11 protein-coding genes are annotated in these 14,043 nt (G+C 60.1%); 8 read left to right on the forward strand and 3 right to left on the reverse strand.

Features of this window, described 5'->3' with window-relative positions:
- Window position 1 precedes the first annotated feature (1 nt).
- On the forward strand, window positions 2–1,246 hold the full coding sequence (locus tag LB516_RS21375) for a glycosyltransferase family 4 protein (protein ID WP_140619062.1): 1,245 nt from the start codon (window positions 2–4) through the stop codon (window positions 1,244–1,246).
- On the forward strand, window positions 1,243–2,418 hold the full coding sequence (locus LB516_RS21380; protein ID WP_140722193.1) for a glycosyltransferase family protein: 1,176 nt from the start codon (window positions 1,243–1,245) through the stop codon (window positions 2,416–2,418). Before LB516_RS21375 ends, LB516_RS21380 begins: the two co-directional genes overlap by 4 nt.
- A gap of 211 nt (window positions 2,419–2,629) precedes the next feature.
- Here LB516_RS21380 and LB516_RS21385 read toward each other — a convergent pair whose 3' ends face one another.
- Window positions 2,630–3,304 carry a class I SAM-dependent methyltransferase gene (locus LB516_RS21385; RefSeq protein ID WP_411969415.1) on the reverse strand — a complete coding sequence of 225 codons (675 nt, stop codon included), beginning with the start codon at window positions 3,302–3,304 and terminating at the stop codon, window positions 2,630–2,632.
- Window positions 3,305–3,573: 269 nt separating this feature from the next.
- Between LB516_RS21385 and LB516_RS21390 the strand changes: the two genes are divergently transcribed.
- From LB516_RS21390 to LB516_RS21400, 3 genes are all read left to right on the forward strand, one after another.
- A complete protein-coding gene (locus LB516_RS21390; RefSeq protein ID WP_140722190.1) occupies window positions 3,574–6,288 on the forward strand; it encodes an ABC transporter transmembrane domain-containing protein in 2,715 nt (904 codons plus the stop codon).
- 83 nt (window positions 6,289–6,371) lie between these two features.
- Entirely contained in the window at window positions 6,372–6,821 is a 450-nt protein-coding gene (locus tag LB516_RS21395) for a cyclic nucleotide-binding domain-containing protein (RefSeq protein WP_140661343.1), read from the forward strand.
- 168 nt (window positions 6,822–6,989) lie between these two features.
- Complete coding sequence (locus LB516_RS21400) at window positions 6,990–7,844, forward strand: MBL fold metallo-hydrolase (RefSeq protein ID WP_140722187.1); 855 nt, start codon at window positions 6,990–6,992, stop codon at window positions 7,842–7,844.
- A 5-nt stretch (window positions 7,845–7,849) separates the two neighbouring features.
- On the opposite strand, the gene LB516_RS21405 is transcribed toward LB516_RS21400, so the two are convergent.
- The gene (locus LB516_RS21405; RefSeq protein ID WP_140619051.1) at window positions 7,850–8,614 is read right to left on the reverse strand and encodes a polysaccharide deacetylase family protein; all 765 of its coding nucleotides are present in this window, start codon (window positions 8,612–8,614) and stop codon (window positions 7,850–7,852) included.
- Entirely contained in the window at window positions 8,611–9,699 is a 1,089-nt protein-coding gene (locus LB516_RS21410) for a glycosyltransferase family 4 protein (RefSeq protein WP_140722184.1), read from the reverse strand. The genes LB516_RS21405 and LB516_RS21410 overlap by 4 nt, the downstream gene beginning before the upstream one ends.
- Before the next feature lie 91 nt (window positions 9,700–9,790).
- Between LB516_RS21410 and LB516_RS21415 the strand changes: the two genes are divergently transcribed.
- The 3 genes from LB516_RS21415 (at window position 9,791) to LB516_RS21425 (ending at window position 13,985) form a co-directional block, all read left to right on the forward strand.
- Window positions 9,791–10,954 carry a DUF3095 domain-containing protein gene (locus tag LB516_RS21415; protein ID WP_140722181.1) on the forward strand — a complete coding sequence of 388 codons (1,164 nt, stop codon included), beginning with the start codon at window positions 9,791–9,793 and terminating at the stop codon, window positions 10,952–10,954.
- Between the two features lie 108 nt (window positions 10,955–11,062).
- Entirely contained in the window at window positions 11,063–12,409 is a 1,347-nt protein-coding gene (locus LB516_RS21420; protein WP_140722178.1) for a nucleotide sugar dehydrogenase, read from the forward strand.
- Between the two features lie 235 nt (window positions 12,410–12,644).
- Window positions 12,645–13,985, forward strand: coding sequence for an adenylate/guanylate cyclase domain-containing protein (locus LB516_RS21425; protein ID WP_140722175.1), 1,341 nt, complete (start codon window positions 12,645–12,647; stop codon window positions 13,983–13,985).
- Window positions 13,986–14,043 lie beyond the last annotated feature (58 nt).

The following is a 14,043-nucleotide window of genomic DNA, read 5'->3' on the forward strand; positions in this document are numbered from 1 at the left end:
CTTGCAACGTCGCAAGATCGTCGTGGTCCTGAAGGGCTATCCGCGGCTGTCGGAAACTTTTATCGCACAGGAACTGCTCGGTCTGGAACGCGCGGGGTTCGATTTGATACTCGTCGCACTCAGGCGGCCCACCGACGCAAAACGGCACCCCGTCCATGACGAGATCAAAGCGCCGGTCCACTACCTGCCGGAATATCTGCATGATGAGCCGCTACGCGTGCTTCGCTCGCTTTGTGCCTATTTGCCGCGGCCGAGCTTCTGGCGCGCGCTCGGTTCGCTGGTAGCCGATATCTCCCGCGACTTTACGCGCAATCGCGCACGCCGCTTCGGGCAAGCGCTCGTGCTGGCGGCCGAATGGCCGGAAGAAGCGGGATGGTTGCATGCGCATTTCGTGCACACGCCGGCATCGGTGACGCGCTACGCCAGCCAGCTTCGTAGCCTGCCCTGGAGCTGCTCAGCCCATGCCAAGGACATCTGGACTTCGGCGGACTGGGATTTGGCTGGCAAACTTTCCTCGGCCCGCTGGACAGTCACCTGCACGAAAACCGGCTTCGATCGTCTGAAAAAACTCGCCAAAGGCAACTCGTCTGTGCATCTGAGCTATCATGGGCTCGACCTTGATCGCTTCGGAAGTTTTGGCGACGCGCGACAACAGTATGACGGCTCGGAGCGCGGCGGAGCGGTTGTCGTTCTGAGTGTCGGACGGGCCGTCGAAAAGAAAGGTTACGATACCTTGCTGGAGGCCCTTGCCCTCTTGCCTGGCGATTTGGCCTGGCGTTTCGAGCATATCGGCGACGGCGAAGAACTGGAACGGCTCAAGGCGCTGGCGCAAAAACTCGGCCTGGATGATCGCGTCGCCTGGAAAGGGGCGCTTGCGCAGGAGCAGGTGCTTGAGCACTACCGCTGCGCCGACATCTTCGCCCTGGCCTGCAGGATCACCGCGAATGGGGACCGGGACGGCTTGCCAAATGTTCTTGTCGAGGCAGCTAGCCAGCGGCTCGCATGCGTGTCCACCGATGTTTCTGGTGTGCCGGAGCTTATATCGCCCGATGAAACCGGGCTGCTGGTACCGACAAACAGCCCAATCGCCCTGGCACAGGCGCTGGAGCGCCTGATCCGGGATCCCGTCCTGCGCGCCCGCCTAGGCGACGCCGCAGAGCGGCACGTGCGCGGCAATTTCGATCATACGGCGAGCATTGGACAACTCAAGGAATTGTTCGAGCGCGAGTGGCGGGCCATCGATTGAAGCAGCTCCGTGCCTTCCTCTATGTCCAGCACCTGCTCGGTATCGGACATCTCGCTCGCACCAGCCGCGTCGCGGCGGCTCTGGTCGATGACGGGTTTGACGTAACGATCGTGACCGGCGGAGCGCCGGTCGCAGGGTTTCCGGGACCGGGGGTAAAATCTGTAACCCTGCCACCTGTCACCTCCGGTGATGAAACATTTTCCGGACTTGTCGATCTGCAGGGCATACCCGTCGACGATGATTTCAAGAATCGCCGTTCAGAGATGCTGCTCCAAGCATTCCGGGATTGCAGGCCTGATGTCGTGATTGTCGAGGCGTTTCCATTTGGACGCCGGCAGATGCGATTCGAACTCTTGCCGCTGATCGAGGCGATCAACGCGACGTCGCCCAAACCGCTGCTGGCGACGTCCATCCGTGACATCCTTCAGGAGCGCGTGAAGCCGGGCCGAAATGAGGAAACGGTTGATCTCGTCAATACGCACTTCGACCTTGTTATGGTCCACGGCGACCCGGCTTTTGCAACCGTCGACAAGACATTTCCACTGGCCGGGGCGATCAAGGCCGAGGTCACCTACACGGGGCTCGTTGCCGCGCCGCCCTCGCCCCCGGCCTCCGAGCGCTTCGACGTTCTGGTGTCAGTTGGCGGCGGAGCTGCCGGAAGCAGCCTTGTAAGCTCCACCATCGCAGCGGCGCGGAATGCCAAGAACGGTTGGAAATGGTGTTTGATCACCGGCCCAAACCTGCCGAAAGACCAGTTTGACGCGATCGCACACGACGTCACGCCGGGCCTGTCCATCTTCCGGTTCCGCGAGGATTTCGCGAGCCTGCTGACAGCTGCCCGCCTGTCCGTCTCGCAGGCGGGTTACAACACGGTCTGCGATGTCCTGCGCGCGGGTTGTCGCTCCCTGCTCGTCCCATTTGCAGCAGGCGGTGAAACAGAACAAACGGTTCGCGCCCTGCTGCTTGAAGAACTCGGTCTTGCGACGGTTGTTATGGAAAGGGACCTAACGCCTGAAGGTTTGGCGAAAGCGATCGAAGCTGCGCTTGTGGCACCTAGACCATCCGCGCATCGCCTCAATCTGGACGGCGCCCGTCACTCGGCGCAAATCCTGCGCGACCGGCATCGAACATGGTCCCTAAACAGAGGGGCTGATTTCAAGAAAAGCTCATGATCAACAGACGATGGATCCTAACGCGGTTCATCGTTTCGCGGAAACCCTCTGAACCGCTCTACCTCCTTGTTCTGCCGCAAGTCCGAACGGCGAGCCGTTCACATGTTCCTGGAATTTGCTCTAACGCGTGTCGCTTCTGGTGAGCTTCGTGCAAGGCGCTTCAAGGACGTGTATTAATGCCCCAAACCGCTACGCAATTTTGGGCGAAAAGCTAGACAGTTCCAATCAGCATGAAGCGCGTATAATTTTTGGTCGGCAGCTCGCCGGAGAAGCGCACCTCCCGCAGTGCCGCCATTGCTTCGAAGGCTGCCAGCGAAGCCACGCAGTTGACGTGCGTCGGCTCGCTGAAATAATCATTCGATTGCAGCAGAACATTCGTGCCCTGCGGAAGCAGCGCAAGCCAGGCGCGCAGATCGGCTATGTGTTCGCAGCTCGTATTGACGGTCAGGTCGGGACGCCCGGCCGCATAGTCGAGTGCGTACATATCTGCCGTCATGGCCCGGAACCGGTCGCCGGCGTCCCGGTTTAGCGTCAGGGCGACGGGCGCGACTTCGGGATCGATGTCAATGCTGTCGACCGCCGCAATGTCGAAGCGGACATCGTTGAAAAGCATCGCCGACAACACGCCATACCAACCACCCAGAACCCATATGCGCCCGAAGCGCCCGCCGCAGCTGTCGAACAGCCGATCGAGCGCCCACATCTTGCAGGCGACCTGTTTGTGGTTGAACGCGTTGCCCATATCGGCGTTCGGATGCTGGGCGATGACGCGCGCCAGCCCTGCCACGAGAGGTCGGTCGACATAGGCCCCAATTCCGCGCGTGAGGTCCAAGGCTTGCTCGCGCCAGTCCATGCCGGCATTGCGTGGTTGCGTGACATCCATCATATTCGTCTTGTATGGTGGGATTTCGGGCGACACAACGCAATCTTGCCCCCCGCAAGGCCGTTTTGATCCGCGGATTTGATTATGCTGTTAGCCGCTTCGCCATTGCCCGGTGCCGGAGAGAGCCGGCTGCATCTGTCGGGACCATCGGCGTCGTTCGTGCACTGCATCTTCGAGCTTGTCATTGGCGACGCAGAAATTGCCGACACGCCATGCGCCGGTAGCCGCTTCTTCGTCCCGCATCCTTCCAACTAAAGGGTCCACGGTCGCATATGGAACCCAGCCTAGCCCGCTATATCTGGACCCACACGAAAAAGCAGCAGCTTTGGATATTGATGATCGTCGTGCTTTCGATGGTCCCTTATTTCATGTCCTTCGACCTGCCGAAGCTGATCGTCAACGGCCCGATTCAAGGTAAAGGCTTCGACCAAGTGGGCGCGACCCAGCCATTCATGAGGCTGCATTATAGCCTGCCGTTCATTGGCGAGGTCCTGTTCTTCTCCGGTTTTCAGCTCGGCCGCAAGGCGACGCTGTTTGCCCTGAGCCTTGTGTTCCTCCTGCTGGTCGTCATCAACGGCCTATTTAAACTCTACATCAACACCTACAAGGGCCGTCTGGGCGAACGCATGCTGCGGCGTATCCGTTTCGATCTGGTCGATCGTGTGCTGCGGTTTCCGCCGATTTATTTCAAGCGGGTGAAATCGGCCGAAGTGGCGACCATGGTGAAGGACGAGGTGGAGCCGCTGGGCGGCTTTATCGGCGACGCCTTTCTGCAGCCGGTACTGCTCGGCGGTCAGGCGCTGACCGCCATGCTCTTCATCATGGTCCAGAACGTCTGGCTCGGACTGATAGCGGTCGTGATCGTGACGATCCAGATCGTGCTCATCCCGCGAATGCGGCGGCGGCTGCTCGTGCTCGGGCGCCAACGGCAATTGACGGCGCGTGCACTTTCGGGCCGGGTTGGCGAAATTGTCGACGGTATCGGCGCGGTTCACGTCCACGATACATCAAACTACGAGCGCGCCGACATAGCTGCCCGGCTCGGGCTCATATTCAAGATCCGCTTCGATCTTTACCAATGGAAATTCATGGTAAAGTTCCTCAACAATTTTCTCGCGCAGCTCACGCCCTTTCTGTTCTACATGATCGGCGGTTACCTAGCCATTGAGGGTCGGCTGGACGTCGGCCAGCTCGTGGCCGTGATCGGCGCCTACAAGGACCTGCCCGGACCGATGAAGGAACTGATCGACTGGGATCAGGATCGGCAGGATGTCCAGGTCAAATATCAGCAGGTGGTTGAACAGTTCACTGTGGAGGGTCTCATTGCGCCTACAATCGGGGCGTTGGCGATCGACGATCCCGATCCGATGACCGCCCCCCTGTCGGCAATCGGTCTGTCCATAGCAGACGATGGCGGTGCGATCCTTCTCAACCGTGTCTCCCTCCAGGTCAAGCCGGGTGAGACGGTGGCGCTGGTCAGCACTGCAACAGGCGGAGCCGAAGCGCTTGCAGAAGCCTTTGCGCGGCTGAACTGGCCCGACAGCGGAAGGATCGTTTCGGGCACCGACGACCTGCTTGAACTCCCCGAAGCGGTGACCGGACGGCGCATGTCGTATGCCTCGTCGGATGTTTTCCTGTTCCAGGCAAGCCTCCGCGATAACTTGCTCTACGGGTTGAAACATGCGCCGCTGACACCGGTGACTTACGACGGTGCAGCGGCAGACCAACACCGCTGGAACATCGAAGAGGCGCGCCGGTCTGGCAATCCGGATCTTGATATCCGTAGCGACTGGATCAACTATGCTTCCGCCGGCGCCACCGGCCCGCACGACCTCTTTGAAGCCGTGCGCCGGGTGCTCGACGCGGTTGTTCTGTCGCGCGACATTCTGGACCTTGGCTTGCGCTCTTCGGCCGACCTCAAGCGTCACACGGAACTTGCCAAGCGCATCGTCGAACTGCGTGCGGCGTTGCGAACCCGGCTTGAACAGGAAGGGCTGAGCGGACTGGTGGTTCCTTTCGAACCGGGCGCCTACAACAAGGAAGCGACAATCGGCCAGAACCTGCTCTTCGGCGCTGCGGCCGGCCCTGAACTGGCGGATAGGGCGCTGGCTGCCAACCCCTATTTTGCTTCTGTGCTCAATGAAGCCGGTCTCGACCGCACGCTCTACGAAATGGGCATGGAGATCGCCGAACAGGCGATCGAGCTGTTTGCCGACCTGCCAGCCGATCACCAGTTTTTCCAGCAGCTCGCCTTCATGAGCGCCGAGGAGATACCGGCCTACGAAACCTTGCTGCAACGGCTCAAGAACCGTCCCTACGAGGCGGTTTCGGAGACCGACCGCGCCATGATCGTTAGCTTGAGCTTTGCCTACATCGAGCCCCGGCACCGCTTCGGCCTTTTGAGCGATGAGCTGATGAGCAAGATCGTCACTGCCCGCAACCGGTTCTATGAAAACCTGCCGACCGAGCTGCATGACGCGATCGAACGGTACGATCCGGGCAAATACATTGCCGCCGCTACTGTCATGGATAATGTGCTGTTCGGGCGTCTGGGCAACAATCACCCCGACGCGCCGGACCGCATACGCTCCATCCTCTATGACCTTCTTGACGAGCTGGGGCTTTATGGCGAGCTTCTCAATGTCGGCCTGGATTTCAACGTCGGCGCCGGCGGCAGGCGGCTGACCGGTGGACAGCGACAGAAGCTCGACGTTGCCCGAGCGCTGCTCAAGCGTCCCGATTTTCTCATTCTCAACCGGCCGCTGTCGGCGCTCGATCAACGCATGCAAGATAAGGTGTTGCGGAACGTTCTCGAGGAAGCCAGACGCGACGACCATTCGCCGGCAATTGTCTGGGTGGTGACGAATCCGTCCATGGCGATGATGTTCGATCGCGTCATCGTGTTCGACTCGGGTGAATTGGTGGAAGACGGAACACACGAGACACTTTTGGCAGGCGGCGGCGTCTTCAAGGAACTGGTGTCGTAGAGCGACGTCCCGGATACGGAACCAATTCCATCTGGGCGCGCGTTGCTCTAATCTGGCAAACGCGAATTTTGAGGTTTGCGACAATGCTGCTCAAGGATGAAGTTGGAATGCTGCAACGCGTTCCCTTGTTTTCTGGCATTGAGTTGACAAAGCTCAAACTGCTTGCGTTCACCTCCGATCGCGTGAGCTACGGCGCGGGCCAGATCCTTTTCCGGCAGGGCGACGAGGGAGATGCCGCCTATGTCATCCTTTCAGGCAAGGCAGATATTCTGGTCGATTCCGACAGAGGGCCGTTAAAAGTAGCCGAAATGGCGCCAAATTCGATTGTTGGCGAGATCGCCATACTGTGCAACAGCTCGCGCACAGCCACCGTCAGAGCGGCAAGTCAGCTGGAAGCCTTGAGAATCCGCAAGGATCATTTCCTGAGACTCATGAAGGAGTCCCCGGAAATGACCATCGAGATATTGCGGGTCCTTGCCGATCGCCTAAGCCACACCACCGCCGATCTGATCGATGCACGAAGTGCCAAATAGCCAATGAGATGCGGTCGACGCTCCCCGTCATTATAGCGCAAGCCTCAGGCTGAGAAGGTCACTGGAGGACATCGGCAAATTTCGGGCGGAAAACGGTTCACACTTTTCCTGGTGCTCTAGCGGCAGTTGTTTGGCTACGATGAGCGACGGGACTGCGAAGGGGCTACCATGGACGACGACGTTTTCCTGGTCAGGTTTTGGGGAGTGCGCGGCAGCATCCCGGTATCGGGGCCAGAATTCTCTCGCTATGGCGGCAACACAAGCTGCATTGAGATGCGCTGTGGTAAGCATACGCTTCTGTTCGACGCGGGCTCTGGCCTGCGGCCTGCCGGCGGGGCGCTTCGGACGTTGGGCGTGACCGATTTCGACCTACTTTTCACGCATTGCCACTACGATCATATCATCGGGCTGCCATTCTTTGCGCCGATCTACGACCGGAGCGTCACGGTTACGCTTTGGTCCGGGCACCTTGCCGGGCGCATGACGACCCGGCAGATGGTCGATGCATTCATCCGGCCGCCTTGGTTTCCGGTGAAGCTGGAGGCCTGCAAGGCAAGCCTCGACTGCCGCGACTTCGTGGCCGGAGACGCGCTTCGGCCCCGCGAAGGGGTGGTGGTCCGGACGGGCAGTCTTGTTCACCCAGGCGGCTGCATCGGCTACCGGGTCGAATGGGGTGGCCGTGTGGTGTCGGTGATCACCGACACTGAGCACGAGCCCGACAAACTCGATCCCGCAGTGCTCGGCCTGATCCAAGATGCCGACCTCGTCATCTACGATTGCACCTACACCGATGAGGAAATGGAACGCCGCCGCGGTAACGGGCACTCGACATGGCAACAGGGGATCAAACTCTGTGGCGCCGCCGGTGCGCGAGGGCTTGCGCTGTTTCATCACGATGCGACACGCACCGACGAGGAACTGGATGAGATCGAGAAACTGGCCAAAGACAGGTTTACCGGCGCATTTGCGGCGCGGGATGGGCAGACCCTCGAATTTCCAGTCTCCTTGCCCAAAAAGCGGTGAGCGAGCTATCTTCCCTTACCTGCGCAGCGCCCGATCAATGTCCTGATTGGAAGCCATACGCAGGAGTCAATCTGTGCAGTGACCGTGAACAGCCGTTCAAGGAAAAGCCAGGCCGATTCATCGTGTACGAGATGATGAGTGAGCAGGCCGACCGGTTCGTCGTCGAATGCATCCTGCAAGCGCGCGACGATTGCCTGGATCAATAGACCGTGGTCGCGGCAGCCGCGCGTGCCATGCCAATCCATGATGTCGACATTGCAGTTGATGACCGCCAGTGAAGCCGGGTCCGGGGGCCCGAAGACCGACAATGCCGCAAATCCTATCGATCCAAGGTCGGATACCAGGCCGGCGTCGATCCTGTTCCAGGGGGGCACGAGCATCGGGACGGTTCGCGCGCCGTGCAGGCCCGTTAGGTGCGACAGCCCGCCAGCCAGTTCTTCAAGAACGGCCTCGCCTGGCCGATGGGCGCCGAGCTCCTGCTTTTTGTGACCCTCGGGAGCATGATTTCGATGCACCCAGCCATGCATGGCCACTGTGGCATGCGGCGCCTCGTCTAGCCGGGCAGCAAGCTTCTCATCCGTAAGGGCCGGAATGACGGCCAGAGTGACCGGAACGGTGAACTCACCCGTGAGGTCGAGCAGCCGATCAAGCGCCGGCGTCGGATCCACGGCATCATCGTCGCGCAGCCAGAACTCTGCCTTGCGACCGGCCCGTTGCCGGCCCGCCAATTCTTCCACCAAGGGCTGCCAGACTCGATCGCAGGATGTCATGAAACCGAGACCTTCGAAAGAAGTTCGACCAGGCGCGCCGCTGCAATGCCGAGGGAACGTTCTTCAAGGATGAAACGTCTGGCTTCTGCAGCCATGATGGTTCTCTCGTCTTTACGGGCCAGAAGCCTTTCAATGGCAGAAGCGAAGGCGGCCACATCTCGCGGCGGGGTGAGAAACCCGGTCTGGCCGTCTCGCACGACTTCCGGCACGCCGGCGATGTCCTGAGCCACCACCGGAAGACCGGCGGCTTGTGCTTCAAGATAGGCAACGCCATAGGCCTCCCCGTAACCCGGCCAGACGTAAATTCCTCCCCCATAGAGGACATCCGGCACGGCGGCTGGATCGATCGCGCCGAGCCATTCGATACGCTCGGCGGCGAAGCCGGCGAATTGCGCCTTGACCTCGTCACGGGCAGGCCCGTCGCCGACGACCGACATCGTCCAGGGCAAATGGCCAATCTGACCCAGCGCTTGCGCCAGCATGCGATAGCTTTCGACTTTGTCGCCCTGGCGCATCATGGCAACAGCAACGAGGCGCGTCGGGCAACCTCGTGCCGGCAGTTTATGGAAGACCGATGTGTCGATGAAGGGTGACAGCATATCAACCGCGACCTCAGGTATCGCATCTGCCAGTCCCTGACGATCTCTTTGCGTGAAGCAGATGTTCAGCGCCGCCTGTTGGACCGCTTGGACGACCAGCGCTTGTGTATCAGCCCACAAACCGGCATTGCGGCGCCTCGAATAGGAAGCTTCGGCTGTCACATATGGGACAGCAAAGGTCGACGCCAGCCCGGGCCCGATCAGGTCGGGCGCCTTGTAATAAGGATGATAGCAGAACCATAGATCGGGCTTGCCATCACGATCCCAAAGCCGCGTCAGCCGCGCGGCTTCCTCTTTGGCCTCTATCTTGAGCGCATCGAAACGTTCCGGCTCCGGTTCGCGTAGATAGAAGCGCAATTCGGATGCCAGTTCGACGCTGTGTCCTCCATGCTCCAGCGCCTTGACCAGCGTGCGTGCCATCTGGCGGTCGCCGGAGGCAACGGAATGATTGGGTGACTTCAGCGGCGCGTAGAAGGCAATTCGCATTGCGCGACCCTATCATCGGAAAGCATGCGCAAGTCAAATTCAAGCACCATCGACTGCACCTCCAAGCAGTGGAATGTGCTATCTGATACTCATGGAAACAGCTGCCGCCTCGGACCCGTTTGTCGCTTCTCTGCCGGTCTTCGCAAAATTCGAAAGCGTTGCCGACATCGACAACTATCGGCCCCTCCCCGATGGTTGGGCGCTGGCCACCGCCGACATTGTCGGCTCGACCAAGGCGATCGAGACGGGACGCTATAAAACGGTCAATATGGCCGGCGCCAGTGTCATTTCGGCCCTCCTCAACGCGCTGGGTCGGCAAGACCTTCCCTTTGTCTTCGGCGGCGATGGGGCGCTCGTCGCCTTTCCCGGCTCGGCGATGGAGCCCACCCGCAAGGCGCTGGCGGCTGTCCAGAGATGGGTGGCGGACGAACTGGACCTAAGCCTGCGTGCCGCAATCGTGCCGATAAAGGATATTCGAGCGCAAGGCCTCGACGTTCGCGTGGCAAGGTTCCAAGCATCCGATGCCGTCTTCTATACCATGTTCGCCGGCGGTGGCGGCAGTTGGGCGGAAGCCGAGATGAAAGCAGGGCGCTTCCGTATCGATCCTGCTCCGGCCGGCGCACGGCCGGACCTGACCGGCCTGTCCTGCCGCTGGAACCCGATCGAAACCCGTCATGGCGAAATCGTCTCGATCATAGCCACTCCGGGGTCGTCGCGCGATGTGCGCGGTTTTCAGTTTCTGGCGTCCGATATCATCGCCATTGCCGGCAGACAGGAACGCGATGGCCACCCGGTGCCGGTGAATGGGCCGAGTTACAGCTTGCTGCCCGCCGGCCTCGATATCGAGGCGCGAGCCACGGCGCCGGTGGGACGGCGATGGCTGTCGAAGCTGTGGATAGTGTTCCTGATGGCGCTTACGGCCGTCGCGGATAGATATGGCTGGACCGTCGGCGGTTTCGATCCGAAGATCTACAAACGCGACGTGGCCAGCAATTCGGATTTCCGGAAATTCGACGACGGCTTGAAGATGACCATCGACGTTGATGCTGATGTGTTGCAACGGATAGAGAACCGGCTGAAACAGGCGGAAGAGGCCGGCATCTGCAATTATGGCCTGCATCGCCAGAAATCGGCCTTGATGACATGCCTCGTCGCCTCGCCGCTGCACCGCGATCATGTTCATTTCATAGACGGTGCGGCTGGCGGCTATGCGATGGCTGCTGCAGACCTGAATGCAAAGTTGCCGGTCGGATGACGGCTTGCGAGAATCCACTTTCCGCAATATGCCTCGGCCATGGTTCTGTGGGACTGGTAAGCCGCGCCTGACACCGGCCATCCTGTCCCAACTAACGGGAAAGCAGATTTGGACGCTTCACGATCTTCGGCATATGACCGTCTGCTGAACCGTATCTCGGCGCACACCGCGCATGTCGGCGTGATCGGATTGGGCTATGTCGGGTTGCCGCTCGCGATTGCGGTCGCACGCGCCGGCTTCCCGGTTTTCGGCTTCGACATTGAAGCCCAGAAGGTCGAGAGCCTGAACAACGGCCAATCCTACATTGAGGCGGTGACGTCGACAGCCCTCGCCGGCCACGTGGCGAGTGGACGGTTCCGCGCCACAGCGGATTTTGCCGAACTGTCGACCTGCGACATCATCATCATCTGCGTTCCGACACCGCTGACAAAAAACCGTGAGCCGGACCTCTCCTTTGTCAGGAACACGACTGGCATCATCGCAAAGCATCTGCGTCTCGGCCACCTCGTCGTGCTGGAATCTACCACCTATCCCGGCACCACCGACGATGTGATCAAGCCCATACTGGAAGAAACCGGCTTGCAGTCGAAGTTAGACTTCTTCCTCGGCTTCTCGCCCGAACGCGAGGATCCCGGCAACCGCAACTTTGAAGTCGCGACGATCCCAAAGGTCGTGGCAGGTGACGGCATTGAAGCGGCGACGCTCGTGCAGGCTTTCTACCAAGGGGTCGTCAAAACCGTCGTTCCGGTTTCCAGCACGGCAACCGCAGAGGCAGTCAAGCTGACGGAAAACATATTCCGGTCAGTCAACATAGCCCTCGTCAACGAATTGAAGGTCGTGCTCGGCGCGATGGGCATCGACATCTGGGAGGTGGTCGAGGCGGCCAAGAGCAAGCCCTTCGGCTACATGCCTTTTTATCCAGGCCCCGGATTGGGCGGGCACTGTGTTCCAATCGATCCCTTCTACCTGACGTGGAAGGCGCGCGAATACGAACTGCCGACCCGCTTCATCGAGCTGGCGGCAGAGATCAACACTGCTATGCCGCGTCACGTGGTCGATGAACTGGCCAAAGCACTGGACCGCCGCTGCGGCAAGGCGCTCAGCCGCTCGCGCATTCTCATCATCGGGCTCGCCTACAAGAAGAATGTGCCCGACATCCGCGAAAGCCCCTCATTGCGGCTCATCGAACTTATCGAGGAATGGGGCGGCAAGGCGGAATTCCACGATCCGCATGTTCCCGAGATCCCGACCACACGGGAGCATATGGCCCTCAGGGGGCGCCGCTCGCTCGAGTTGACCGAGGCGGTGGTGAAGGATTTCGATGCTGTCGTCGTTGCAACCGACCATGACGCGATCGACTATAAGGCTGTCGCTGATCACGCCCTTCTGATCGTCGACACACGCAATGTTTTTGGCCGTCTTGGGCTGCTCCGAGAGACGGTGGTGAAGGCCTGACAAGCGCCCCGGTGGCGACTTTGCCGATGTCAGGAACGTGATTGCACTCCGGCCGCAGCTTCGCCACATAAGGCCGCAAGGCATGAATGCAGTTAAGCCTGTACCTTGGTTGCAACGACAGTCATTCGGGAATTCCTTCGCCTTTGCCGCCGCACGCGACCGTTGACTTGGGGTATCTTTGGGTCGCTGGCGGACTGTGTTATGGCGGATCGCAGTCGACGGGTTTCGAGGTGGTATGAGCATGGCGCGAGCAGAAATTTCCACAATTCTCATGGATAAGGTTGCCGACTGGCTTACTCAGTCGGCGCTGGCAGGCAACGAGCTGGAAACACTGGTAAAGGGGTTTTGCGAGCGGCTGGCTGCTGCCGGCCTGCCGTTGAAGCGGGTGCATTTGAGCTTTTCGATGCTTCATCCGCTCTATGACGCGCTCGGCTTCACCTGGCTTCGCGGCCAAGGCATGGAAGTGGAAGGCTTCCGCAAAAAGGACGGCGTTCATTCCGACACGTTCCTGACCAGCCCATACTACCATCTGCTCAGCAACAAGCTCGACCATCTGCGGCGTCGTCTCGACCCGTCGGTCCCGTCGGAATTTCCTGTCTTCGATGAACTCAGGCTTATGGGCGTCACCGACTACATGGCTTTCGTCCATCCCTTCAACGGCAATACCAGTCAGGGCATGATCGGGTCCTGGTCGACCGACAGTGCTTCAGGTTTCAGCGACAGCATGATTTCGGCGCTGCTGCGTATCCAAAACCATCTCGCCATCGCAACCAAAATGGCGGTGCTCACCAAGCTGGCCGACAACATGATGACCACTTATCTCGGCGGCGACGCCGGCAGACGCGTGCTGGACGGCCAGATCAAGCGCGGCGAGGGCGATACAATCCGGGCCGCACTGGTCATGGCCGACATGCGCGGGTCGACACGGCTTGCCGAAACGTCGGGCCGCGAAATCTACATCGATACGCTGAACCAATTTTTCGACGCCATTGCCGCACCTTTCAATCGCAAAGGCGGGCAGATCATGAGTTTCATAGGTGATGGCTTCATTGCCGTCTATCCTTGCGAAAGGCATCGCTCGCAGTCCGAGATCGCCTGCCAGGCTGCTCTGGCGGCAGCGCACAAGGCCACTGCGCGCATGATGGAGCTCAATCTGCGAAGAAAGGAAAAAGGGTTGTCCGACATAAAATTTGGCATCGGCCTGCATGTCGGCAACGTGATGTTCGGCAATGTCGGGCTTACCGACCGGCTCACATTCTCCGTGTTTGGCTCGGCTGTAAACGAGGTCCAGCGTCTCCAGACCCTGACCAAGAAATACCCGCACCGCGTTCTCGCCAGCAAGGACTTCGCCAGCTATTGCGGCGCCAACAGCTGGCTGACGCTCGGCAGCGAGGAACTGGCGGGGCTCAAGCAGAAGCTGACGGTGCTTTCACCAGATCTGTCGGGCGCTCTCGCGCTCGATGAAGAGAGTGCGCTGGAGGCGATCTCCGACCGGAGATCGGAGGCAGAGCAGGTCATGCTGCTTCATCGCGATGCCGCACGGCTGTCGCCGGGCGACCCGAGGAAGCTCCAGTAGCCCGGCCCAATCTGATCCGAACACCTTGTTATGTCGGTCGCCCGGTTCGCCGCTGGCA

It is taken from the genome of Mesorhizobium sp. CO1-1-7, from assembly GCF_020164885.1.
In the GTDB taxonomy this organism is placed as follows: Bacteria; Pseudomonadota; Alphaproteobacteria; order Rhizobiales; family Rhizobiaceae; genus Mesorhizobium; species Mesorhizobium australicum.